24 protein-coding genes and 1 tRNA gene are annotated in these 23,364 nt (G+C 63.5%); 11 read left to right on the top strand and 14 right to left on the bottom strand.

Translation table 11 applies throughout. From position 1 onward, the window contains the following. Positions 1–2: 2 nt before the first annotated feature. Positions 3–266: an FkbM family methyltransferase gene (locus ABB25_RS00590; protein WP_338062024.1), complete on the bottom strand. Its 264-nt coding sequence runs from the start codon at positions 264–266 to the stop codon at positions 3–5. 58 nt (positions 267–324) lie between these two features. Between ABB25_RS00590 and ABB25_RS00585 the strand changes: the two genes are divergently transcribed. Together ABB25_RS00585 and ABB25_RS00580 are read left to right on the top strand one after the other, a co-directional pair. Continuing rightward, entirely contained in the window at positions 325–639 is a 315-nt protein-coding gene (locus ABB25_RS00585) for a DUF1153 domain-containing protein (RefSeq protein ID WP_057662187.1), read from the top strand. Beyond that, positions 639–1,463 carry an IS3 family transposase gene (locus ABB25_RS00580; protein ID WP_160319380.1) on the top strand — a complete coding sequence of 275 codons (825 nt, stop codon included), beginning with the start codon at positions 639–641 and terminating at the stop codon, positions 1,461–1,463. Before ABB25_RS00585 ends, ABB25_RS00580 begins: the two co-directional genes overlap by 1 nt. Positions 1,464–1,486: 23 nt before the next feature. Here the strand turns inward: ABB25_RS00580 and ABB25_RS00575 are convergent, their stop codons facing one another. After that, positions 1,487–2,317 carry a hypothetical protein gene (locus ABB25_RS00575; RefSeq protein WP_057662180.1) on the bottom strand — a complete coding sequence of 277 codons (831 nt, stop codon included), beginning with the start codon at positions 2,315–2,317 and terminating at the stop codon, positions 1,487–1,489. A gap of 59 nt (positions 2,318–2,376) precedes the next feature. On the opposite strand from ABB25_RS00575, the gene ABB25_RS00570 reads away from it, so the two are divergent. The 3 genes from ABB25_RS00570 to ABB25_RS00560 are packed head-to-tail and all read left to right on the top strand — an operon-like array spanning position 2,377 to position 5,616. Further along, positions 2,377–3,813 (top strand): lipopolysaccharide biosynthesis protein, encoded by a 1,437-nt coding sequence (locus ABB25_RS00570; RefSeq protein WP_057662176.1) that lies wholly within the window; start codon positions 2,377–2,379, stop codon positions 3,811–3,813. Continuing rightward, the gene (locus ABB25_RS00565; protein ID WP_057662173.1) at positions 3,814–4,827 is read left to right on the top strand and encodes a glycosyltransferase; all 1,014 of its coding nucleotides are present in this window, start codon (positions 3,814–3,816) and stop codon (positions 4,825–4,827) included. Between the two features lie 12 nt (positions 4,828–4,839). After that, positions 4,840–5,616: a class I SAM-dependent methyltransferase gene (locus tag ABB25_RS00560; RefSeq protein ID WP_057662170.1), complete on the top strand. Its 777-nt coding sequence runs from the start codon at positions 4,840–4,842 to the stop codon at positions 5,614–5,616. A gap of 3 nt (positions 5,617–5,619) precedes the next feature. On the opposite strand, the gene ABB25_RS00555 is transcribed toward ABB25_RS00560, so the two are convergent. The 6 genes from ABB25_RS00555 to ABB25_RS00535 form a co-directional block, all read right to left on the bottom strand. Then, positions 5,620–6,627 carry a glycosyltransferase family 2 protein gene (locus ABB25_RS00555; RefSeq protein ID WP_244477718.1) on the bottom strand — a complete coding sequence of 336 codons (1,008 nt, stop codon included), beginning with the start codon at positions 6,625–6,627 and terminating at the stop codon, positions 5,620–5,622. Beyond that, complete coding sequence (locus ABB25_RS00550) at positions 6,624–7,538, bottom strand: NAD-dependent epimerase/dehydratase family protein (protein ID WP_057662165.1); 915 nt, start codon at positions 7,536–7,538, stop codon at positions 6,624–6,626. Before ABB25_RS00550 ends, ABB25_RS00555 begins: the two co-directional genes overlap by 4 nt. Continuing rightward, positions 7,535–8,647 carry a glycosyltransferase family 4 protein gene (locus tag ABB25_RS00545; RefSeq protein ID WP_057662163.1) on the bottom strand — a complete coding sequence of 371 codons (1,113 nt, stop codon included), beginning with the start codon at positions 8,645–8,647 and terminating at the stop codon, positions 7,535–7,537. Before ABB25_RS00545 ends, ABB25_RS00550 begins: the two co-directional genes overlap by 4 nt. Positions 8,648–8,826: 179 nt before the next feature. Then, on the bottom strand, positions 8,827–9,243 hold the full coding sequence (locus tag ABB25_RS14110; protein WP_083488026.1) for a pilin: 417 nt from the start codon (positions 9,241–9,243) through the stop codon (positions 8,827–8,829). A gap of 12 nt (positions 9,244–9,255) precedes the next feature. After that, a complete protein-coding gene (locus tag ABB25_RS00540; protein ID WP_152980854.1) occupies positions 9,256–11,172 on the bottom strand; it encodes a tetratricopeptide repeat protein in 1,917 nt (638 codons plus the stop codon). Positions 11,173–11,237: 65 nt separating this feature from the next. Continuing rightward, on the bottom strand, positions 11,238–11,672 hold the full coding sequence (locus ABB25_RS00535; protein ID WP_057662158.1) for a pilin: 435 nt from the start codon (positions 11,670–11,672) through the stop codon (positions 11,238–11,240). Positions 11,673–12,050: 378 nt separating this feature from the next. Between ABB25_RS00535 and ABB25_RS00530 the strand changes: the two genes are divergently transcribed. The 3 genes from ABB25_RS00530 to coaE all read left to right on the top strand — a co-directional run bounded on the left by ABB25_RS00530 (position 12,051) and on the right by coaE (position 15,233). Then, positions 12,051–13,307, top strand: coding sequence for a type II secretion system F family protein (locus ABB25_RS00530; protein ID WP_057662155.1), 1,257 nt, complete (start codon positions 12,051–12,053; stop codon positions 13,305–13,307). An 8-nt stretch (positions 13,308–13,315) separates the two neighbouring features. After that, positions 13,316–14,179, top strand: a complete 864-nt coding sequence (locus ABB25_RS00525; RefSeq protein ID WP_057662152.1) for a prepilin peptidase — start codon at positions 13,316–13,318, stop codon at positions 14,177–14,179. A gap of 427 nt (positions 14,180–14,606) precedes the next feature. Next, positions 14,607–15,233, top strand: a complete 627-nt coding sequence (gene coaE, locus ABB25_RS00520; protein WP_057662150.1) for a dephospho-CoA kinase — start codon at positions 14,607–14,609, stop codon at positions 15,231–15,233. A 449-nt stretch (positions 15,234–15,682) separates the two neighbouring features. Here the strand turns inward: coaE and ABB25_RS00515 are convergent, their stop codons facing one another. The 6 genes from ABB25_RS00515 to ABB25_RS00490 all read right to left on the bottom strand — a co-directional run bounded on the left by ABB25_RS00515 (position 15,683) and on the right by ABB25_RS00490 (position 21,419). Beyond that, positions 15,683–17,032, bottom strand: a complete 1,350-nt coding sequence (locus ABB25_RS00515; RefSeq protein ID WP_057662147.1) for a sensor histidine kinase — start codon at positions 17,030–17,032, stop codon at positions 15,683–15,685. Positions 17,033–17,037: 5 nt separating this feature from the next. Next, the gene (locus ABB25_RS00510) at positions 17,038–17,715 is read right to left on the bottom strand and encodes a response regulator transcription factor (RefSeq protein ID WP_057662144.1); all 678 of its coding nucleotides are present in this window, start codon (positions 17,713–17,715) and stop codon (positions 17,038–17,040) included. A gap of 174 nt (positions 17,716–17,889) precedes the next feature. Next, on the bottom strand, positions 17,890–18,375 hold the full coding sequence (locus tag ABB25_RS00505) for a hypothetical protein (protein ID WP_152980852.1): 486 nt from the start codon (positions 18,373–18,375) through the stop codon (positions 17,890–17,892). A 91-nt stretch (positions 18,376–18,466) separates the two neighbouring features. Next, positions 18,467–19,351 carry a 30S ribosomal protein S6--L-glutamate ligase gene (gene rimK / locus ABB25_RS00500; RefSeq protein ID WP_057662139.1) on the bottom strand — a complete coding sequence of 295 codons (885 nt, stop codon included), beginning with the start codon at positions 19,349–19,351 and terminating at the stop codon, positions 18,467–18,469. A gap of 83 nt (positions 19,352–19,434) precedes the next feature. Continuing rightward, a tRNA-Gly gene (locus tag ABB25_RS00495) sits at positions 19,435–19,508 on the bottom strand. A 90-nt stretch (positions 19,509–19,598) separates the two neighbouring features. Continuing rightward, positions 19,599–21,419, bottom strand: a complete 1,821-nt coding sequence (locus tag ABB25_RS00490; protein ID WP_057662136.1) for an autotransporter domain-containing esterase — start codon at positions 21,417–21,419, stop codon at positions 19,599–19,601. Positions 21,420–21,552: 133 nt separating this feature from the next. On the opposite strand from ABB25_RS00490, the gene thiS reads away from it, so the two are divergent. The 3 genes from thiS to trmB all read left to right on the top strand — a co-directional run bounded on the left by thiS (position 21,553) and on the right by trmB (position 23,357). Continuing rightward, on the top strand, positions 21,553–21,753 hold the full coding sequence (thiS, locus tag ABB25_RS00485; protein WP_057662535.1) for a sulfur carrier protein ThiS: 201 nt from the start codon (positions 21,553–21,555) through the stop codon (positions 21,751–21,753). Between the two features lie 78 nt (positions 21,754–21,831). Then, positions 21,832–22,623, top strand: coding sequence for a thiazole synthase (locus ABB25_RS00480; RefSeq protein ID WP_057662133.1), 792 nt, complete (start codon positions 21,832–21,834; stop codon positions 22,621–22,623). Then, positions 22,623–23,357 (top strand): tRNA (guanosine(46)-N7)-methyltransferase TrmB, encoded by a 735-nt coding sequence (gene trmB, locus ABB25_RS00475; RefSeq protein WP_057662131.1) that lies wholly within the window; start codon positions 22,623–22,625, stop codon positions 23,355–23,357. The genes ABB25_RS00480 and trmB overlap by 1 nt, the downstream gene beginning before the upstream one ends. The last annotated feature ends 7 nt before the right edge of the window (positions 23,358–23,364 follow it).

The raw sequence follows: 23,364 nt of genomic DNA, 5'->3' as shown, positions 1-23,364 counted from the left end.
CTTCAACAGAAGAACAGCACGGTCTCTGACCAGCCCTGTGTGTAGTGCCTCAGGTAGGTGCGGTAGCCATGGCCGAAGGCGGTGACGAACTCGTAGACCAGCCGCAGGTCTTCGGCATTGTGATAGACGGCAATCGCCAGCTTCGGCCGGCCCTTGGCTATGTGCCCGCCCGCACCGCGCAGGGCAGGCATTTCCCAGCCCTCCAGATCCATTTTGACGAAGGAAACGGGCTCTTCCACCACCGCATCGAGAGTGTCGCAGCAGATCTGTGTAACGACCCACTGAATTCCTGCTCAGGTGTTACAACCTCCGAAGGAGACACCGATGAGCGTAGTGATGGAAGAAGAGATCAAGCGTTGGACCGCCCGGCGCAAGTCGGCGCTGGTCCTTGAAATCATCCAGGGCAAGACGACCGTTGCAGCAGCCAGCAGGCAGTTCGATCTGACACCCGCCGAGATCGAAAGCTGGGTCGAGGATGGCAAGCGGGGCATGGAGAACGCGCTGCGGGCCAAGCCAGAGGACGTGCGCGAGCAGTACGAGCGCCAGCTCAAGGAGCTGCAGGAGGCCTACGGTGAGGCGATGCTGGAGATCCGCGCCCGAAAAAAGCTGGCCTCCCTGCTGGGGAAGGACGAGAGCTGATGCTCTCGATCCAGCAGGGGTTGCAGGAAGAAGGCGTGGTGGTGCCGATGACCAAGTTGTGCCGGTGGTTCGGCGTGGCAAGACGCACGGTGTATTACCACCAGACCAAGCAGCCGGCGCGGGTTCGCCCGGAGCTTGCCGAGCCGATCAAGCAGCTGATCGAGCAGGAGCCCTCGTTTGGCTACCGCACCGTGGCCGCGTTGCTTGGGATGAACAAGAACACCGTGCAGCGAATCTTCCAACTCAAGGGCTGGCAGGTGCGCAAGCGTCCCATTGGCCGGCGTCCACGGATACAGGCATTGCCCTCGGTGGCCGCAGCGCCGAACCAGCGCTGGGCAACCGATCTGTGCCGTGTCTGGGGCGGCAAGGACGGCTGGTTGAGTCTGGCCCTGGTAATCGACTGCCACACCCGGCAGCTGCTGGGTTGGCACCTGTCGCGCACCGGCAAGGCCAGTACGGCCTCAGCGGCACTGGAGCAGGCGCTGATCACCCGCTTTGGCACATTGGGCCGGGTGAGTGAGCCCTTCCTGCTGCGCTCGGACAATGGCCTGGTCTTTACCAGCCGCGACTACACGCGGCTGGTACGCAGTTATGGCCTGCAGCAGGAGTTCATCACCCCGCACTGCCCGCAGCAGAACGGAATGGTGGAACGCGTGATCCGCACGCTGAAGGAGCAGTGCGTGCACCGGCATCGTTTCGAGAGCCAAGTGCACGCTCTGCGCGTGATCGGCGACTGGATTGCGTTTTACAACCGCCAGAGACCGCACCAGGCGCTGAAGATGATGACCCCAGACGCGGCCTACGCCGCTACATTAACCGCATGACCTGAGCAGAAACCGGTGGGTCATTACATCTGCTCGCTGCCGGATTCCGAAACAGCGGACGCCGACCCGCTTGCCGGGTTGAAGCGCAGCTGTTCCCTCGCATCGGACAGGCCGAGGGGGAAGAACTCCACGTCGCGCAGTTGCGCCAGCCTGGCTCGCGCCGCCGCCATGTTGCGTGCGGAAGGCTCGAAGAACAACACCTTGCGGTAGTCAGGATAGCGTGCCGCGAACGCTTCGGTGGTATCGCCGTCATAACCACCGGCATCGACGAAGACCTCGCCTGTGTAATGCATGAAATCCTCGAAGTACTGCTCAGCAAGGCGCACGGAGTACCCCCGCATGCACTCCGGGTCGGCGCTGAGACGGAAACCAAGCAGATCGCGCAGGGTCTGCCGGGATTCCTCATCGGCCAGCCCATCATGGATCGCCTGCCATTCCGGCAAATGCGCGGCCAGCTCCGCACGCTGGGAGCTGACGAAACCTGGCCACTGCAGTGCTCCGCCCGCAGCCCGCACAACGCCGGCAAAGCTTGCGGCATACTTGAAGCCCGCAGCCCGCAGGTGGTCGATTGCGGCCACCGGCTGGATCGAGGTCGAGCAACTGACTACCCCAGCAGCCTTGTCGGCTTCAGCCGTTCGTAATACGGGAATTCCGTGCCAGCTCTCCCCTTCGCCACAGTGGTCGTCGATTACTCCATCCAACGGGGCCAGCATATGCAGTGCAAGGGTTTCCGGATTCTTGCCCAAGGCATAACGCCGCACACACTTCCCACCCAGGATCGCTGCCGCTGCCGCTGCAGCTGCCGGCAAGCCGTCCTTGCGCAACGCCAGTTCCACAATGCGCTCGAGTTTCATGCGGTTTCCACTTGTAGTCTTCGGGGTACGATCTGTCATCGTGAAGGGATGGTGTTGAGATGAAGCGCCAGGCCCTGCGTGCGTCATTGTGGAGCGCTGGCGATGCCCTTTCCCGCCAAGGCTTCCAGTTCGCCGCCACGCTGGTGCTCGCCCGCCTGCTGTCCCCGGCCGATTTTGGCGTGGCGGCCATGCTCGCGGTCTTCGTGGCGCTGGCCGGAGTGCTGGCCGATGGTGGGTTCTCGACTGCCCTTACCCAGCGCCAGGACACCGATCATGCCGATGAGTCTACCGTGTTCTGGTGCAATCTCGCCCTCGGTATCGCGCTCGCAGTTGCGCTGGCCTGCCTTGGCCCAGCACTGGCGATGTTCTTCAACGAACCTCGGCTGACGATGTTCGCCGTTCTCGTTGCCGTTGCGGTGCTGGCCGGTGCCTGCGGCTCGATCCACTTCGCACTGCTCACCAAGAAGCTCGACTTCCGGACCCAGGCAATTGCCGGAGGGATCGGTGCCATCGCATCGGGCGCCATAGCCATCACCTTGGCATTGCAGGGTGCGGGCATCTGGGCCCTTGCCACACAGATTGTCAGCATGGCCGCAATAACGACCCTACTGCTCTGGTGCCTTCACCCCTGGCGCCCCACGCGGGTATTCCGCTGGTCATCCGTACGCAAGCTCGGCAGCTTCGGCGGCTACCATCTGGCATCGCAGTTGATGGAGACGGTTTACATCCGCCTGTACACCCTGCTGATCGGCAAGGGGCTGGGGTCGGTGCCGCTGGGGCACTACGCTTTCGCAGAGAACACCCGGCAGTTGCCAGCCTCGCTGATGAACAGCTTGGTCGCACGCGTGGCCCTGCCCCTGTTTTCGCGGGCACAAAACAACCAGCAGCTACTGCGCCGTGGCATGCAGTTCTCGATCAGGGTGATGATGCTCGGCTACGCTCCGGCAATGCTGGCACTGGCAGCCTTGGCCGAGCCGATCGTTGCCCTGCTCTACGGCCCGCAATGGGGACCGGCGGTTCCGTTGCTGCAGGTACTGGCCTTGGCCGGCTTGCTCCATCCACTGCACATGATCAACCTGCACACGCTGATGGCCCAGGGCCATGCACGGCTGATGTTCCGTCTCGAGCTGGTCAAGAAGGCCACCGGCATCATCTTCATGCTGGTCGGCCTGCAGTACGGCGTACTTGGCCTGGCCTGTTCCCAACTGACCCATTCCCTGCTGGGGCTGTGGATTAATGTGTACTACTCCAGGCAACTACTTGGCTATGGCATGCTGGCCCAGTTGCGTGATGCCTACCCACCGATTCTCTGCTCCACCATCATCATCGGCGCGGTTGCGGTCCTGTCTCAGGGCTGGGAAGCCGCCCCTCTGCCCAGACTCATGGTCCTCGGCGGGCTTGGCGGACTGGCCTACCTGGCCCTGATGGCCGGCATGCGAACCAATGCCTGGCGTGATGCCAAGGGCCTGGTCTTTCCTACCAGCGGGAGCAAGTGAGTGACGACGCCTGAAACCTCCACCATCGCTCGGACGATCGAACACTCCGACGCCACGAAGCTGGTGGCCAAGCCAGTGGTGAGCGTGCTGATACTGGCCTACAACCATGCCCCCTTTCTAGCCAGGACCATCGAGAGCGCGGTTTCCCAGCAGGTGGATTTCGAGTTCGAGGTCCTGGTGGGAGAAGACTGTTCGAATGATGACAGTCTGCAGGTCGCCCTTGCCATGCAGCAACGATTTCCATCTCTGGTCCGCATCATCACCGCCGACAACAACGTCGGCGCCTACCAAAACTATCTGCGTCTGCTACGCGTCGCACGCGGCAGCTTATTCGCCCAGCTCGACGGCGATGACTACTGGCTGCCGGGAAAGCTGGCGCGCCAGGTCGCACTGATGCGCCAGCATCCGGACCATGCCGCGGTGTACAGCAATGCCTGCACGATCAGCGCGGATGACCAGCCAACCGGGTTGTTCAATGACTTGGGCGATGCGGTACTCGACCTTGCCGCCCTGCTGCGGCACGGCAACTGCCTCAACACCAGCACGATGCTGTACCGCGCTGAGCTGGCCACGCACCTGCTGGCCATCAAACACGAATACATCGATTACCAGATCCATTTGGTACTGGCCCGGCATGGCCCGCTGATCCACATCGGCGAGCCACTGGCTGCCTACCGTACTGGCAACAGCGGTTCGATGGTGGCCGCCAGCAATGAAAAGGTACGCGAGCTCTACTGGCAAGCAATCGAAAGCGTTCAACGCAAGGCCATCAGTGATGGCGACTACGCTCGTGGACTGGCTGATTTCCTGCGCCGGGTGTTTTTCCGCGCAGTGCGCATACATGACATGACCCTTCTGCGTTCATGGGCAACGCGGGTCTACTCTGCCTCGCCCTATGGCACCCTTCACACCAGCTGCTTGGTGGCATGGAACATCGCCCGGATGTCGGCGAAAATGCTGGCCGCGCGACTGCCATTTGCCGGGTACCGGCGTAACGTCCTCTATCGTCACTGATCCGGAAAGCACATGGCCCTGCAACTTCGCAAGATCCTGTCCTACGCCATTGCCGGCTGGATTCCCGGCGGCCGGCGCCATTGCGCGCTGTGCGACCACCGTATATGGCGCTTCATGCCCTACCGCAACGGTTCGCGCGGAGTGGCGCCACTGATGCATGCGCTGGAGGTCGTCGGTAGCGACGTGGACCACTTCGAATGCCCGCGCTGCGGAGCCCATGACCGCGAACGCCACCTGCTCCTCTACCTGCGCGCCAGCGGCCTGCTGGAGTGGATCAAGGGTAAGTCCATCCTCCACTTTGCGCCCGAGAAGCGGTTGCCGCGCTGGCTGCAGGAGGCCGGTCCGGCCAGTTACACCGCCTGCGATCTCTACCCACAGTCACCGCAGGTGCGACGGACGGACATGCTGAACATGGACATCGCCTCCGGTTCGATCGACTTGGTCATCGCCAACCACGTGCTGGAGCACGTGGCCGACGACGGCAAGGCACTGTCCGAGCTGTTCCGCATCCTCGCCCCGGGCGGCTACGCAGTCCTGCAGACCCCCTACAGCCGCAAGCTGCACAAAACCTGGTCCGATCCCGGCATCGACAGCGACCAGGCAAGGCTGCACGCACACGGCCAGGAAGACCACGTACGCCTGTACGGCCGCGACATCTTCCAGCGCATCATCGATGCGGGGTTCAAGTCGCAGGTGCGCCGACACGAAGAATTGCTGCCGGATGCAAACCCACGCGAAGTAGGCGTCAACCCGGCCGAGCCGTTCTTCCTGTTCCGCAAGCCAGACTGAGTCTCAGCGCAGCGTGGGCATGCCGTAACGCCACAGCAGCGTGAGCTTGCGAGGCGTCAAGATGAAGACACGCCACCAGCGACGCTGGGTCGTGCGCCTGCTCGCCTGCAGGCGTATCCGCAACCCCTTCCACTGCGCATTTGGGACAAGCAAGCTCGGAACGATCGGGCGGTACACCTCCTGCCAGAGGCGCGCATCCATCTGCACCAGAGAGACGATTGCGCCTTCCGCAAGCAACAGTGTCAGATGCAGCACTAGCAGCGGCCAGACTACCCATCCCGGGGTGCAAGCCAACATCGCCCACGTCTTGTTGCGTTCGCTCAAGGCGCGCCGTCGATATGTGGTCCGCAAGCCACCATCGGCACGATTGCCGCCAAAGCTTGCCCCTTGGCGGTGACGGTAGCCACTGGCATCGACGCAGCGCACTGCTTGGCCGCGCAGGCGCGCCGCAGCGCAGAGGTAGAGGTCCTCGGCAATCGAGCCGAACGCTGCAGGGAAGCCTCCCAGTTCCTGCCACACGGTCCGCGGGATCCACAGACAGGCACCGATCACATAGGCAACGTCGTGACGGTCCAGCGACAGATTGGGCACCGGGTTGTAGAACGGATCGAGCAGGCAGCCACGGTCGACCAGTACACCACTTTCCCAGTCGTACTGGGGCAAAGTGAGGATGCACGCTGCGGCGATCCGCTGCTGCTCGGCCAGCAGTGCCGCCAGCGCCCCCGGTTGCAGCGCGGCATCATTGTTGAGCAGCAGCAGGTAGTCACCCGTGGCCGCTTCGGCCATGCGGTTGTTGGAAATGCAGAAGCCGACGTTGCTGTCCGAGGCGATCAGCCGTACCGACGGATATTCGCTGCGCAACAACTGCAGCGAGGTATCGGTGGAGGCATCGTCATGCACGATGATCTCTACCTCGGCCGCCACCTGCTGGGAAAACACCGAGTCCAGGCAGTCGCGCAGCAGGCCGGCACCATTGTAGTTGGCGATGCAAACGCAGATCCGGGTGCTCATGCCTGCGTCTGGTGCCACTGCCATGTCTGGGCCAGGCCGGTGTCGAGGTCGGTCCGTGCTTCCCAGCCGAAGGCCTGCCGGGCCGCCTGCGGGTTGATCAACACCTTGCCGACATCGGCGATGCGTGGCTGGACATAACGCCGCTGGATGGCCCGGCCACTGACCCGTTCGATCCTTTCCAGCAGCGTCTTGAGGGTGACTGCCTGGCCGCTGGCCGCGTTGAAGACATGGCAACCGGACGGCAATGGCGCCTGCAGTGCATGCAGGCACATCGCAACCAGATCGGCAACATGCAGGTAGTCGCGCAGCTGGGTGCCATCTCCCCAGATCTCCAGCGTCCGCCCGGTGGCTGCGCAATCCATCGCGGTCGGCACGATCGCAAAACCCTGCCGCGCAGTCTGCCCGGGGCCGTACACGTTGGAGGGCCGCAGCACGACCGCGGTCCCGTCGTACTGGGCCGCCCAGGCGTGCAGGAACTGTTCGGCCGCTGCCTTGCCGGCGCCATGGTAGGAGCGCGGCCGCAACGGATCGGTTTCCTGTGCGGGCGTATCGCGGTCGCCATACAAGGTGCCCGCAGAGGAAAGGTAGAGCAGGCGCCGCCCGGGCGCAGCCTGCAGGGCCTCGAGCAGGGCCAGCGTGGTCCGCAGGTTGCCGTCCAGCTGCGGCGTGGCCGTACTACTGCCCGGCGTCGTCGACGAGGCAGCGTGGACGACCGCCCCGCAGCGCTCAAGCAATGCCGAGAACGTGGCCGCCTCGACGAACGGGGCAACAACGTTCTCGACCTGGTCGCTGTCGAAGCCACAGGACTGGCGGGTCGCTGCCAGTACCGGAAAACCCTCGCCGGCCAGGCGTTCGACCAGCTGGCGGCCGATGAAGCCAGACGCGCCCAGCACCAGTACTGGCCGGCTCATTGGCGCCGCTCCTGCAGCAGCCGTGCGTACTGCGCGGCGTAGCGACAGGCGCAGTCATCCCAGTCGCCGAAGCGCGCCCGCGCGACCTGACGCGCATGCGTCCCGATGTCGTGGTTGTGCTGCATGTCTTCGATCCAGCGGATGCCGTCGGCCAACCCGGCCGCATCATCGCAGATCCAGCCGGTGCCACCGTGCGCAATCAGGTCCTCGTGGGCCGGCAGGCGCGAGGCCAGAATCGGCAATCCGGCCGCCATCGCTTCGAGCATCACCTGTGGGCGACCTTCCGGATGCGTACTCAGCGACAGCAGCCCGGCAGCCTGTGGAAACCACTGCGCGCACAATTGTTCCGGCGTGGCCGGGCCATGAAAATGCACCCAGTCCGGGATGACCAGGTCACTTTCCTGGCGGGGCCCGATCAGGTGCAGCTCGCGGTTGCCGTCGGTGAACAGCGGCGCCGCCCATTCGAACAAAGGCCCCAGCTTGACCGCGGTGAGCCGCGACACGCACAGCCAGCGCGCCGGCGCGCTGGGCGTACGCGGCGCCTCGTACCAGGCACGGTCGATGCCGAAGGCAATGCAGTGAACGCGCGCTACGTCGCCGAAGGCCGACTCCAGTACCGGCACCATCCAGTCCGCATTCGGGCACAGCACCACCGCCCGGCGCGCAAAACGCCGGCGCAGTAGAGCGACCACGCCCGGCACGCGCAGCAACTGCATGTCCGTGCCCAGCGCCGTGACCAGCGCCGGGCGGCCGTCATTGGGCAAGGCCAGCGCGTTCTGCAGCCAGTTGATGTGGAAGACCTCGGCATCGCTGGCACGCAGCGCCCGACGCAGCCGCCGCACCAGCGACAGCCCGGCCAGAACGCCGCGCAAGGGCTGCCGGCGCAGCAGGTGGGCTATACCGCCGCGCCCGGCCAGCGCGGCCAGCCATGCGCCATCGTCGCCCTGCAGTGCCGGGCTGACGCCCGCAGGCCGCGGACCGGGCGGGCACCAGGCCTGCAGCGCCAGTTCCGGCCTGCGGTCCAGGCCTTCAAGCATCCTGCGGATGAACAGGCCCTTCCAGTCGGCGTCATCAGCCGGGTACGAGGTAGCAGCCAAGAAAACCTTCATATCTTCCAATCAACTTTTCCGGCAGACACGGCCCTGAAAGTAAAAACCAGACCCCAATACCACGAAAAATAACCCAAAGTGAAAAATTGAATCGATCGAAAAATCCAACAATTCAATCAGAAACGAATAGACCTGAAAAGTCGAAAGAACAATCAATAAAAGCAATCTACACCGAAGGATCAGCGACAAATCGAAGGCACATACCTTGAATCCAGCCCCCCACAACTCCAACGAAGGCTTCCACCATTGTCAGTTGCCCTGACACTCAAAGTTTTTCCTTGCAACTTGGCATTGGCTCGGCCACCAAACAGAACACTGATATTGCCAGCACCATCAATTGTTACGGACTCAGTATAGTTGCCGACAATAGACCCTGGCGGTGCCAAGCCAGCTGTTGCGTTATCAGCCGGAAATTCACCGTTGTCACCATAATAAACAGCAATGGCTATCCGCGCACCATTGGAAAGATTAATTCCTTCAGCCACTTGCGCGCGCACTACGTAATCCTGATAGGCCGGCAAGGCAATGGCGGAAAGCACCGCGATGATTGCCACCGTCACCATCAACTCAATCAAAGTGAACCCCTTCTGCCTCATAACGCCCCCTCGTTAATTGGACACTGCAGCCGACCTCAAACGCCGTATTTCCTCAGCATGTTCACCATGAACGTCAAGCTGTTGCGCACTCTGCAGGGCTGTATTCAACTCCTGCCCAACCAATTCTTCCGAAGCATCATCTGCGGCAATCAATATCCTGGCCAGGAGCAGATGAAAAACCGGCTGCTCAGGATCCAGCCGTATCGCTTCATGAAGCAGATTTCTTGCCAACGCATCATCGCCCATCACACTGAAGGCGAACTCAGCATAACGGGCATGCAGGCGCGAGGAATCAGGATTCTTTTGCAATGCCACAAGCAATACCTGCTGCAGACGCGCGTCATCACTGAAACGGCAGGCGCCACTGGTACGGCATTGCACAACACCCTCCACTGCGCCGAGCATCTGGGCATCCATCTCCCGCCGTTGCAGCTTCGCAGTGAGACTATCCCAGATAGCCACATCGTCCGCACGCCCCGCCTTGGCGTCCATGATCAAGACCGCCTGTTCCGCCAAGGGTGAGCTTTGCGGTAGCGCTGCGGCATGAACGAATTCGGCGCGCGCCATTGACCACAGAGGATTTTCAGCATCACCGCCAGACAGACCGTAAAAGTGACGGCCCAAGGCATAGGTGGCACGCTCCGAATCAGGCGCACGATTGGACAGGGTAAGAGCCAGACGACCAGGATCAGCCCAGGTGGCCACTTGTACCCAACCCATCGTGCCGACATAAGCCAAAAGCACCAATGCCAAGGCCGGGCCAGCACCAACAGTCAGCCGGCGTCCGGCTGCAAGTGCCAACGCCACGGCCGACAACACCAAGCCCAACAAAGCAAAATAGTTACGATGTTCGAATGCCAACTCCAGCGGAAAAATGTTGCTGGTCAACACATGGGCACTGAAAAACCAAGCAATCCCCAAGGAATACAACGGCAAACGACGGCGCAAAAGGGCGGCAGAAAGTGCCAGCACCAACAAACCCAGCCATGACCACAAGGTCATCGAGGGAGCCAGCAGACCAGAAGAAATCGGGTAGTCGTCATAATAAAACCGCAGCAGCTCAGGCCAGGCAGTCAGGGCCTGCTGCAGGTACATGACCAATACCGGACCTTGACTGAGCAAACGCTCTATGGTTCCAAAATTTCTGCCGGTAAAGCGCTCCACACCAGCGTACTGCGGCAGCATCCAGAAACAATAAACAACAACCGCCAACAGAGTACCGGCTGCATACAGGCCATACAGCCAACCTATTGACTTGCCGGCCCGTCCTTTGAAATGCAGCAGCAGGATTTCCAGCCAGAGTGCATACAACGGCAGCAACACTGCCGTCTCCTTGAAGCCCAAGCCAAACAAGCCTGAGGCAATCACCAACAAGTACCAAGGCCAAAACCGCTGCCCAGCGCACATGGCATCGCGTGCGCGAAGATAGGCCAGAAGTCCGAGCAATACACCCGTGACTGCCCCAACCTCCATACGCTGCACAACATACAGCACAGAAGAAACCTGTAACGGATGCAACGCCCAGACAGCGGCTGCAATTAGCGCAACCCACCATGGCCCGATACGCGCCGACTCCCTGGAAAGCACTATCAACTGACGCAACAACAAGGCGGCCAGGCAGGTATTGAGTGCATGCAGTAAAACATTGCCCAGTTTCAAGCCCCAGGCATCTGCCGCACCGAGTAAATGGTTGAGGGCAAAACTGAGCATGGCCAATGGCCGACCGGTGGCACTGGCGATACCTCCGGCCAGCACTTGCCAGAGGCCTGCAAGACTCCACTGCTGCAGGCGCCAGCTGGCATCATCCACCAGGTTGGGGTAGTCATCAAAAATATAACCGCCATAAAGCCCACACCAAAAAAAAATCAAAATCAAGGCAATAAGACACAAGCAGCCAATTGACAGTTCGCCAGACGTTTTTACCCGCATACCCAGCCTTCGACTTAAAAAAGAAAAAGGCCGCGAAAGCGGCCTTTTTCAACAAGCGCTTCTAATTAACGACAGGCGCTCGGCAGATACTTATCAGCAATGGTAGTACCAGAACCGTTACAAGCCCACTCGATCGAACCGCCACGATCAGTCGGGGTGTAAACCAGCGCACCACTCTTAATCTTGGCACTGGTATCAGTCTTATTAAAAGCAACGGTAATAATGCCGTTAGCCACGGTTACGCCGCTCACATACTTACCAGTAATCGAACCAGCTGGGGCGAGACCAGCGGCGGTATTATCGATGCCGGTAAGAGCACCTGTATTTGCATACTGCTCAGCCACAGCAGTCTTGGCACCGGAGGCCAGCGTGGCACCTTCCGAGACCTGCGAGCGTGCAACGTAGTCCTGGTAGGCCGGCAGTGCAATGGCGGCCAGGATGGCGATGATCGCAACGACGATCATCAGTTCGATCAGGGTAAAGCCTTGCTGCTTCTTCATGGGTACATCCCCTAGGAGTGTCATGTATCGGTAAGGACGGAAAACACGGGCGCCTGGGCTGCGCCGGCCAGGCCGGCAACGGACAGGTGCTGAGCTCCGTGCGGAAGTTGGATAGCAGAAAGCGTGCCAGATCCCCGTTACGCCCCTCCAACCCCGCAGCCAATGATCGCAGGTATTGCGGGAATTGGAAGCCTTGGCTGCCTCCCCAGGTGGTCGCAGGCGGCAAACTGACGCACCCTGTCACAATTTGACCAATAAAACCGCCCATCACCCGCGCTTTGTGGCGCTTTGCCGGCTGGCGAGGTGCGCAACGCGCAGGTTTGCCGCTACCATGGCGCAAGTTGTCCGGCCCGGGGAAGGCTGGCAGGGGAGATCAGCATGGCAGTCAGTCGCAGCGCAATGAAAACCGGCCCGGTGGACCGTGCCACCAGCCAGATGCAGCCGTTTGTCTGGGAGGGTAAGGACAAGCGCGGCACCGTGATGAAGGGGGAGGACCTGGCCAAGAATGCCAACCTGCTCAAGGCCGAACTGCGCCGCAAGGGCATCACCCCGACGGAGGTCAAGCCCAAGCCCAAGCCGCTGTTTGGTGCCGCCGGCGCCAAGATCAGCGCCAAGGACATTGCCTTCTTCTCGCGGCAGATGGCCACGATGATGAAATCCGGCGTGCCCATTGTCGGCTCGCTGGAAATCATCGGCGAAGGCCACAGGAACCCGCGGATGAAGAAGATGGTCGGCCAGATCCGCGCCGACATCGAGGGCGGCTCCTCGCTGTACGAGGCCATCAGCAAGCATCCCATCCAGTTCGATGACCTCTACCGCAACCTGGTACGTGCCGGCGAAGGTGCCGGTGTGCTGGAGACGGTGCTGGACACCATTGCCAACTACAAAGAGAACATCGAAGCACTGAAGGGCAAGATCAAGAAGGCGCTGTTCTACCCGGCGATGGTGATCTTCGTCTCGATCGTTGTCACTGCCTTGTTGATGATCTGGGTGATTCCCCAGTTCGAGGTGGTTTTCAAGGACTTTGGCGCCGACCTGCCCGCCTTTACCAAGTTCCTGGTGATGTGCTCGGACTTCATGGTGGCTTACGGGGTCTGGCTGTTGATGATGGCCATCGCTGCTGTCATCGGCTTCATCTTTGCCTACAAACGCTCGGCCGGCTTGCGCCACTTCATCGACAGGGTGTCGCTGAAGATTCCGGTGATCGGCGGCATCCTCAACAACAGTGCCATTGCCCGCTTTGCGCGCACCACCGCGGTGACCTTCAAGGCCGGCGTACCGCTGGTGGAGGCGCTGGGCATCGTGGCCGGCGCCACCGGCAACAACGTCTATGAAAACGCCGTGCTGCGCATGCGCGATGACGTTTCGGTCGGTTACCCGGTCAACATGGCGATGAAGCAGGTCAACCTGTTCCCGCACATGGTGATCCAGATGACCGCCATCGGCGAGGAAGCCGGCGCCCTGGATGAAATGCTGTACAAGGTGGCCGAGTACTACGAGCAGGAAGTCAACAACGCCGTCGATGCCCTGAGCAGCCTGATCGAACCCATGATCATGGTGTTCATTGGCGGCTTGGTTGGTAGCATTGTGATCGGCATGTACCTGCCCATCTTCAAACTGGCTTCCGTGGTGTAACCAACCTTATGGCTTTTCTCGACCAGCATCCGGCGCTGGGGTACCCCCTGGCGGCCGGCCTGGGGCTGCTCATCGGCAGCTTTCTCAATGTGGTGATCCTGCGCCTGCCCAAGCGGCTGGAATGGGCGTGGAAGCGCGAGGCACGCGAGGCGCTGGAGCAGCCCGAGCTGTACGAACCCCCGCCGCCAGGGATTGTGGTGGAGCCCTCGCACTGCCCGCACTGCAAGCACAAACTGAGCTGGTACGAGAACATCCCGCTGGTCAGCTGGCTGGTGCAGGGCGGCAAATGCCGCCACTGCGCCGCGCCGATCTCCATCCAGTACCCGGCGGTGGAAGCGCTCACCGCCCTGCTCTGCGTGGCCAGCGTCTGGCAGTTCGGCTTTGGCTGGCAGGGGTTTGGCGCCATCGTGCTGAGCTGTTTCCTGGTGGCCCTGTCCGGCATCGACCTGCGCACCCAGTACCTGCCCGATTCTCTGACCCTGCCGCTGCTGTGGCTGGGGCTGATCGCCAGTACCGACAACCTGTACATGCCGGCCAAACCGGCGTTGATCGGTGCGGCGCTGGGTTATCTGTCGCTGTGGAGCGTGTGCTGGGTGTACAAACAGCTCACCGGCAAACAGGGCATGGGCCATGGTGATTTCAAGCTACTGGCGGCCCTCGGCGCCTGGTGCGGTTGGCAGGGCGTGCTGCCGATCATCCTGCTGTCCTCGCTGGTCGGCGCGATCATTGGCACCGTGTGGCTGCGGCTGCAGAAGCAGGACAACAGCACCCCCATCCCGTTCGGCCCGTACCTGGCCATCGCCGGCTGGATCGTGTTCATGTGGGGCGAGCAGCTGGTGGATGGCTACCTGCGGATCAGCGGCATCCGTTGAGCCCGGGGGTGGATGGGGTTTGCGGCAGGCTGTTGTGGGAGCGCGCCTGCGCACGACAGGCCGGGGCAAGAGCTGCTGCAGGCAAAGCGTCGCGACCAAGGTCGCTCCCACAACAGCAACGGCAGTCCCTGGTTTTCTGTGGGAGCGCGCTTGCGCGCGATGGCTGTGGCAAGTGGCTGGGCTGGTGGAGCATCGCGACCAAGGTCGCTCCCACAACAGCAACGGCAGTCCCTGGTTTTCGGTGGGAGCGCGCTTGCGCGCGATGGCTGTGGCAAGTGGTTGGGTTGGTAGAGCATCGCGACCAAGGTCGCTCCCACAACAGCAAAAGCATCGCGACCGGGGCCGCTCCTGCAACAACATCACCTTGCTGCAGGTCTTGTGCCTGTGGTTGTGTGTGCGGGTGAATATCCATCGAGAGGCTGGCTGCATGAGCAATTACATCATTGGCTTGACCGGTGGCATCGCTGCGGGGAAAACCGCGGTCAGCAATGGCTTTGCGGCCCATGGCATTACCGTGGCCGATGCCGACCTTGCCGCACGTGATGTGGTCGCGCCGGGCCAACCGGCGTTGGCCGCCATTGCCGAACGCTTCGGTGCGCGGGTGATCCAGGCCGATGGCCAGCTCGACCGCGCCGCGCTGCGTCGCATCGTCTTTGCCGACCCGCAGGCGCGGCGCGCGTTGGAAGCCATTACCCACCCGGCGATCCGCGCGGCAATGATCCAGCAATGCCAACAGGCCAACAGTGCCTATGCGATCGCCGCGATTCCGCTGCTTGCCGAGGCCGGGCGCCATCAATACCCGTGGATTGACCGGGTGCTGGTCATTGACCTGCCCGAAGCGGTGCAGCTGCAGCGGCTGATGAGCCGCGACGGGATTGATGCGGCGCTGGCGCAATCGATGATCGACGCGCAGGCCAGCCGTGCCGACCGCCTGGCCCTGGCCGATGACGTGATCGACAATAGCGGCAGCCCCGTCGAGCTTGAAGCCCCGATCGCCGCGCTGCATGCCCGCTATCTGGCACTGGCGGCCGAAGCCGGAGCCACCGGCCTGTAGCGGCCCGCTGGCCGGAGTGCCTGGCATCCCGGGCGAGCGCGCTGCCACAAGAGCGAAAGCATCGCGGCCGGGGCCGCTCCCACAAAATCAATGTCACGACCTGCCTGATCAAGACAGTTGACTCCCACAACAGCAACAGCCTGCCCTCCCCCTGCGGGAGCGCGCTTGCGCGCGATAGACCGGGACAAGTACAGGCCGGTGCAAGTGCCGCTGCAGGCCAGACATCGCGAGCAAGCTCGCTCCCACAAAGAGCAGAAGCATCGCGAGCAAGCTCGCTCCCACAACAGCAACAACCTGCCCCTTCCCTGTGGGAGCGCGCTTGCGCGCGACAGACCGAGGCAAGCAAAGGCCGGTGCAAGTGCTGCTGCAAGCCAAGCATCGCGAGCAAGCTCGCTCCCACAAAAGCAAAAGCATCGCGGCCGCGAGCGGGGTCGCGGCTGCAACATCGCTTACGCCGATGCGGCGGTAAAGCGCAGGGTGGCCACGGCGCCGAGCTTTTCGGCGGGGGCCACTTCCACCTGCCAGCCGTACAGCGCGCACAGCCGGCTGACAATGGACAGGCCGATGCCACCGCCCAGTGATTTGCCCGAGTGGGTACCACGGTAACCACGCTGGAACAGCCGTGCGGCGTCTTCGCTGCTCAGGCCCGGGCCGGTATCGCGCACGGTGACCTGGCCCGGGTCGATGCGCACCACCACTTCGCCGGAGGGGGTGTACTTGACCGCGTTGCCGATCAGGTTGCCCAGGGCCACCGACAACGCGGCCTCCGGCGCGTCCACCACCAGCTCGGTATCACCCTCCAGACGCAACTGCAGCGGCTTGCCGCCGAGCTGGGCGCGGTGGGCGTCAAGCAGCTGCTCGGCGACCTTGGCGACATTGGCACGGCCCTGGCCACGCTCATTGCGCGACAGCAGCAGCAGTGAGCCGATCAGGTCGCTGCACTGCGCTTCGGCGCGGGCAATGCGCTGCAGGCGCTGACGCACCTTGTCATCCAACCCCTCCTTGGCCAGCAGCAGCTCGGTGGCGCCACGGATCACCGCCAGCGGTGTGCGCAGCTCATGGCTGACGTCGGCATTGAATTCGCGGTCACGCTGCACCACTTCGGTCAGGCGCGCCGAGTAATCATCCAGGGCCTGCGCCAGCTGGCCGACCTCGTCATCGGAAAACCGCGGTGCCAATGGCTCGGGCTGGCTGACCCCGCCACGGTAGGCGCGCAGGCGCTGGGCCAGGTCGGTCACCGGCTTCATCACCTTGGAGGCAGACCACCAGCCAAGCAGCAACGAAAGCAGGCTGAACACCAGCACCGAAAGCACCAGGGTACGGTTGAGCTGGGACTCGCCGCGGATGGTCTGGGTCATGTCATAGGCAAGGAAGAACCACTCCTGCCCGGTCTTGCGTACCGCCAGCTTGTAGGAGAACGCCTCGCCGGTGGCGCTGTCGCGGCCATTGATGGTGTGGATGCCATCGGGCAGTTCGTACCAGTCCGGTTCTTCTTCGCGCAATGCCTCGAAACGGTCGGCCTTGACCACCCTGCCGAGCATCTGCTGCACCGGCAGGTCCGGGCTGACTTCCGGGTTGTGGTAGTAGCGGCGCGCGTATTCGTCGATGTTGCGGTTCATCACGTCTTCGACCAACTGGTTCTCCACCCGCATGCGGGCCCAGTTGGTGGCAAAGGCGAACAGCGCCGTCAGGCAAAACCCGAACAGCACGAAGGACAGGATGATGCGGCTGCGCAGGCGGCGACGGTAGCGCCCACGACGCCGCGGCGCCAGCGGCGCCTGGTGTGACGTCTGGCTCATCAGGCTCAGGCTTCGGGAACGGCCATCCGGTAGCCGATGCCATGGCGGGTCTGGATCATGTGCACATCAAAGGGCTTGTCGATCACCGCGCGCAGGCCGTGGATATGCACGCGCAGGGAATCCGAATCCGGCAGCTCCTCGCCCCAGACACGGGTTTCCAGCTCCTGCCGGGTCACCACCGCCGGCGAGGCCTCCATCAGCGACTGCAGGATCTTCAAGGCGGTCGGGTTGAGCTGCAGCAGCTTGCCGCCGCGGCGCACTTCCAGCGTGTCCAGGTTGTATTCGACATCGCCCACTTCCAGTACCCGGGTCTGCACGGCCTTGCCGCGGCGCTGCAGGGCCTGCAGCCGCACCTCGACCTCCTGCAGCGCAAAGGGCTTGATCAGGTAGTCATCGGCGCCGGAATCAAAGCCGGCCAGCTTGTTTTCCAGCGAATCACGTGCGGTGAGCATCAACACCGGGGTCTGCTTGCGCGCCTCGCTGCGCAGCTTGCGGCAGACTTCCAGCCCATCCATGCCGGGCAGGTTCAGATCCAGCACGATCGCATCGAACTCATTGACCACGGCCAGGTGCAGGCCGGTGATGCCATCGGCGGCAAAATCCACGGTATGGCCGCGGTCTTCCAGGTAGTCGCCGAGATTGGCCGCGATGTCGTTGTTGTCTTCGATTACAAGGATGCGCACAGTGGCCTCTGGGTAAAGACGCGCCCGATTGGGTGCAGTGAAAGGGGCGATGGGCGCTCAGCCCAGCTGAACGCTTTGGCCGTTCACAATACCGCGTGAAAGATTAATTTTGCGCTCATGCCCCCCACACAATCCCAGGCCCTGCCAGCAGCGCGGCAGGGCCATCGGGTGGCATCAGTCCTTTTTGGTGTTCCAGTGGTTCCAGTTGCGCAGCACATCGACCGAGTTCTCGCGCATTTCCCGGCGCTGGGCCACGGTCATGCACACCTGCTCACGCCGGTTGCTGCCGGTCAGGCGCACCCGCTCGCAGACCATCCGGCTGTCGGCATGGGCCTTGCCGAGCAGGGTATTGATCAATTCCTGATCGTTGTAGACCGCCGTGCGCAGATCCGGGGCCAGCGCAGCCACCGAGGCGTTGTCACCCACATTGACGCGGATACGCCCCAGTGCATCACGCACGGCCTGCCGGTCGTCGGCGCTGAGTTCGCTGTAGTCCTCGTGGGCCAGTACCTGGTCCACCCGCAGCAACTGCTCGGCAATGCTTTCCTGAACGTTCATCTGCACCGGCGATTTGTCCGCTGCAGCAGCATTGAGCGAGGCCTGTACCGGCCCGGCCACGATCAACGCCACGGTTACTGCCAATAAACCCTTCAACTGCATGTCTCACTCCTTTGTCAGACGGTGAAGAAAATCCATCCCAACCCGTGTCATCCAGATACCGGCCAAGCCAGCACACGGCAACGCTGCAAGCCTATCGCAACTGCGGCTGACAGGCTTCGCTGCAGGCCACGATCAATCCGGCAATATCCATCCCGCTGACCCGCTCGATGCCTTCCAGGCCCGGGGTGGAATTGACTTCCAGCACCAGCGGGCCACGCGCCGAGCGCAGCAGGTCGACCCCGGCCACACCCAGCCCCAGTGCCTGCGCCGAGCGTACCGCGATGGCCGCTTCCTCGGGCGTGCAGGCCATCGCGCTGGCCTGGCCACCGCTGTGCAGGTTGGCGCGGAAATCCCCCTCGGCGGCCTGCCGGGCCATGCTGGCGACCACCCGGTCACCCACCACCAGGCAGCGCAGGTCACTGCCCCCGGCCTCGGCAATGAATTCCTGCACCAGGAAGTTGGCGTACAGCCCGCGCAGGGCTTCGACCGTGCCACGGGTGGCACTGGCCTTCTCGGTCAGGATCACACCCCGGCCCTGCGCCCCTTCGGTGAGCTTGACCACATGCGGCGCCGGCCCCAGCAGCGAGAGCAGGTCGGCGGTGTCATCCGGGCTGTCGCCAAACACCGTGGCCGGCATGTCGATCCCGTGGGCGGCCAGGATCTGGTGCGCGCGCAGCTTGTCGCGGGCGCGCAGGATGGCGTCGGAAGGATTGGGCGTACGTGCCCCCATCAACTCGAACTGGCGCAGCACCGCTGTGCCATAGCGGGTAACCGAAGCACCGATGCGCGGGATCACCGCGTCCACCCGCTGCAGCGGCCGGCCCTTGTAGTGCAGGCGGAAATCACCGGCGCCGATGCGCAGGTAACAGCGCAGCGGATTGAGCACACGCACGGTATGCCCACGCGCACGCGCCGCCTCGACCAGGCGCCGAGTGGAATACAACGAGGGATTGCGCGAAAGGATGACCAGTCTCATGACACCGGCAGTATGCGCACGGTTGGATGACCGGCAAAGGGCAGAGACAACAACGCCGGCATCGAGGCCGGCGCTGGAGAAGCTGGAGCGGGTGAAGGGAATCGAACCCTCGTCGTAAGCTTGGGAAGCTTCTGCTCTACCATTGAGCTACACCCGCAGTGCAGGTGTGAAAGTCTAATCGCGCCGCTGCCCAAAGGCAATCCTGTCGCGCCGCCACAAGGCGCGACGCGACAGGCATCACGACGGCTTAGAAACGGCCGCCGATGGTGGCAAACACGCTGGTATCGGACTGGCCGCTGACAGCGAAGGTGCTGGACAGGCCGACATTGGCCTCCAGCGTCCCCAGCTGCAGGCGGCTGCCGAGCACGGCGGTGCCGTAGTCGCGATCCAGGTTCAGGCCCGGCACGGTGTAGCTGCCGGCAACCGGCAGCGACTGCAGCATCGCGCTGGCCTGTTCGGGCTTTTCAAACTCATGGTCCCAGGTCAGGCGGGCATACGGCTGCAGGCGGTCACCTTCCACGCGCAGCTGCCAGCCCACGCGGCCGACCAGCGAGTTGGCATCCTGGTCGCCATAGCTCAGCGCGGTGGAACCACCGCCGGCTTCGGCGTAGCCGTCCAGGCTGATGTCCTGCAGGGTCATGCCAACCACCGGGCCATGGCGCAGGGCGCCATCACCGCCGAACTCCCAACCGGCCAGGAATGCGGCCGTCAGGTTTTCACCCTTGGTATCGCCGCCGTGCAGGCGCTTGGCCGGGCCCAGGTTGACCTGGCGCTGGACCTCGTAATCCAGCCAGCTGTAGCTGAGCTGGGCATTGGCCCAGGCCGGGCCATCGTGCCAGGAAACGAAACCACCGACGGTGGCCTCGCCCAGGCTGAAATCACCGGCGCTGTTGCCGAAATCGGCGTTCATCCGGCCATAGCCGGCGAACAGGCCCAGGGCGTGGCCATCGCGCACCCAGTCAACACCGAACAGGCCAACCGGGGCGATGCCATCGAACACATCGCCATGACCGTAGCGCTGCATGTCCGCACGCAGACCACCCCACCACTGGGTGCCTTCGGCCTGGCCCGGGGCCAGGTGGCCGGCAACCTGGTCGACACGGGCACGGCCGCTGGCCTGGGCCGAGCGGGCCAGCACCTGCTGCTGGCGCGGCCCGTCAATCACCGAGGCCACGTACTGGGCAAGGATTTCATGGGTGCGGCTGGACGGGTGCACGCCGTCGGCGAACACGTAGCTGGTGGCCGCATCCGGGCGGGCGAACTGGCTGGGTACGCAGCTGATCGACTGGCCGCTGGTGCAGGCCATGCCGGTGGCGTTGCTGAAACCGTACAGGCCCGGGTTGGCCGACACTTCCTGCATCAGGGTGAAGGTGTCGGCCGGAATCACCGACAGCCCCTGCGCCGACAGGCCGGTGAACAGCGCCTGGTTGTAGGCGCTGGCCAGGGCGGTGCCCTGGGCCATCGCCAGCGGGCCACCAGCGATGGACTGCGGGGTCAGGCCGATATCCGGCAGGGTCGGCACCAGCACGTACTGGGCACCGGCCAGCTTCAGTGCACCGACCATGCCGACCTGGCCGGTAACGGCCTGGGCAATGGTCGCCTGCAGCGGCGCACCGGCGGCAATGGCGAACAGGTCATTGGCCCCGCCCCACACGGTGTACAGCGCATTGGCATCAGCCTGGCCACCGTTGGCGGCCAGGTAGGTCGCCAGCTGGGTGCTCATTGCCGGGGTCGCGCCCAGTGCGCCGACCGTATCCACCGCGACCCGCGCGCCACCGACGGCATAGTTGTCGCCGCCCTGGCCATTGCCGTTGGGCAGCGCCAGCGTGCCGTAGTGCTTGGCCAGATACTCGGCCCAGACATAGCCCGGGTTGGTGGTGAAACGCCCGGCGACACTGGCGGCGGGGTTGATCTGGGTCAGTACCGGGCGGAAGTGCCCGCTGTCGGTGAGGCTGTCACCGAAAAACACGGTGCTGGAAAACGGGGATTGCGCCATTGCCGGTGCAGCGGCCAGCGCAAGCGCCAGAGCGAGGGCGCCACGCAGCGGCCGCGGTTGCAGTAAAGACATTGCAGGACTCTCCTTGAGATAAACACACCACCGGCTGGTGGCGGACTGTGCATAGGCTTCCAGCCAGCGTGAAAACCTTCACGCTGCAGCGCAACATTAGCCGGATGGATGCCACTTTGCGACAATGCCGGCCATGAACATCCTGCTCAACGGCGATAGCCGCACCCTGCCCGCTGCCACTACGTTGCTTGAACTGCTGCAGAGCGAAGGCCTGGCCGAACGCCGCGTGGCCGTGGAGATCAACGGCCGGATCATCCCCCGCTCGCAACACGCCCAGACCCGCCTGAACGATGGCGACCAGGTCGAGATCGTGCATGCCCTGGGCGGCGGCTGAGCGGCACGGCGAAAAACGCTGACCCGATTCACATCACGGTGGCCCTGATCGAGGCGTGCTTGGGCGATAATCGCCGGCATGAATATCAACCACTCTGACGCGCTGGTGATTGCCGGCAAGACCTACGGCTCGCGCCTGCTGACCGGCACGGGCAAGTTCACCGATCTGGAGCAGACCCGCCTGGCCACCGAGGCGGCGGGCGCGCAGATTGTCACCGTGGCCATCCGCCGCACCAACATCGGCCAGAACCCGGGCGAACCGAACCTGCTCGATGTGCTGCCGCCGGAGCGCTACACCATCCTGCCCAACACCGCCGGCTGCTACACCGCTGCCGAGGCGGTACGCACCTGCCGCCTGGCCCGCGAGCTGCTCGATGGCCACGACCTGGTCAAGCTGGAAGTGCTGGGCGACCAGAAGACCCTGTACCCGGATGTGGTGCAGACCCTGGAAGCGGCCGAACAGCTGGTGGCCGATGGCTTCAAGGTGATGGTCTACACCTCCGATGACCCGATCCTGGCCAAGCGCCTGGAGCAGATCGGCTGCGTGGCGGTGATGCCGCTGGCCGCGCCGATCGGTTCGGGCCTGGGCATCCAGAACAAGTACAACCTGATGGAAATCATCGAAAGCGCCGGCGTGCCGATCATCGTCGATGCCGGTGTCGGCACCGCTTCGGATGCGGCCATTGCGATGGAGCTGGGCTGCGATGGCGTGCTGATGAACACCGCCATTGCCGGCGCACGCAACCCGGTGCTGATGGCCAGCGCGATGCGCAAGGCCGTGGAAGCCGGACGCGAGGCCTTCCTGGCCGGGCGCATCCCGCGCAAGCGCTTTGCCAGCGCCTCCTCGCCGGTGGATGGGTTGATCGGCTGATGACCAACCCGTTCGACTCCGCCGGTGCCAAGGCGCCGGCCAAACCGTTCACCGTGGAAGAAGGCCACCGCGCCATCCGCAGCTTCGTGCTGCGCCAGGGCCGTTTCACCCCGGCCCAGCAGCGCGCCTTCGACGAGGCCTGGCCGCAGCACGGCATCGACTACAACGGCCAGCTGCGCGACTACAACGCCCTGTTCGGCCGCGATGCCCCCAAGGTGATGGAGATCGGCACCGGCAACGGCACCGCGCTGCGCTTTGCCGCCGGCTTTGACCCCAGCCGCGACTATATCGGCCTGGAAGTGCATGCGCCGGGCGTCGGCCGCCTGCTCAATGACCTGGTTGCCGACAAGGCCAGCAACGCCAGGGTCTACCACCACGATGCGGTGGAAGTGCTCAACAACGAGGTACCCGATGGGTTCCTTGACGAGATCCGGATCTACTTCCCCGACCCGTGGCACAAGAAGCGCCACAACAAGCGCCGGCTGATCCAGCCGGAATTTGCCAACCTGCTGGTGCGCAAGCTGCGCCCGGGCGGCCGCCTGCACCTGGCCACCGACTGGGAACCGTATGCCGAGCACATGTGGGACGTGCTCGATGCCACCGAAGGCCTGGTCAACCGCGCCGGCCCGCGCGGAGCGGTGCCGCGCCCGGACTGGCGCCCGCAGACGCACTTCGAGACCCGCGGCCAGAAGCTCGGCCACGGTGTCTGGGACCTGCTGTATGACCGCGTCTGACGCCTGA

The organism is Stenotrophomonas koreensis, assembly GCF_001431525.1.
Lineage (GTDB): Bacteria > Pseudomonadota > Gammaproteobacteria > Xanthomonadales > Xanthomonadaceae > Stenotrophomonas > Stenotrophomonas koreensis.
The sequence above is the reverse complement of the archived record's forward strand: the minus strand, read 5'-3'. Positions and strand labels throughout refer to the sequence as shown.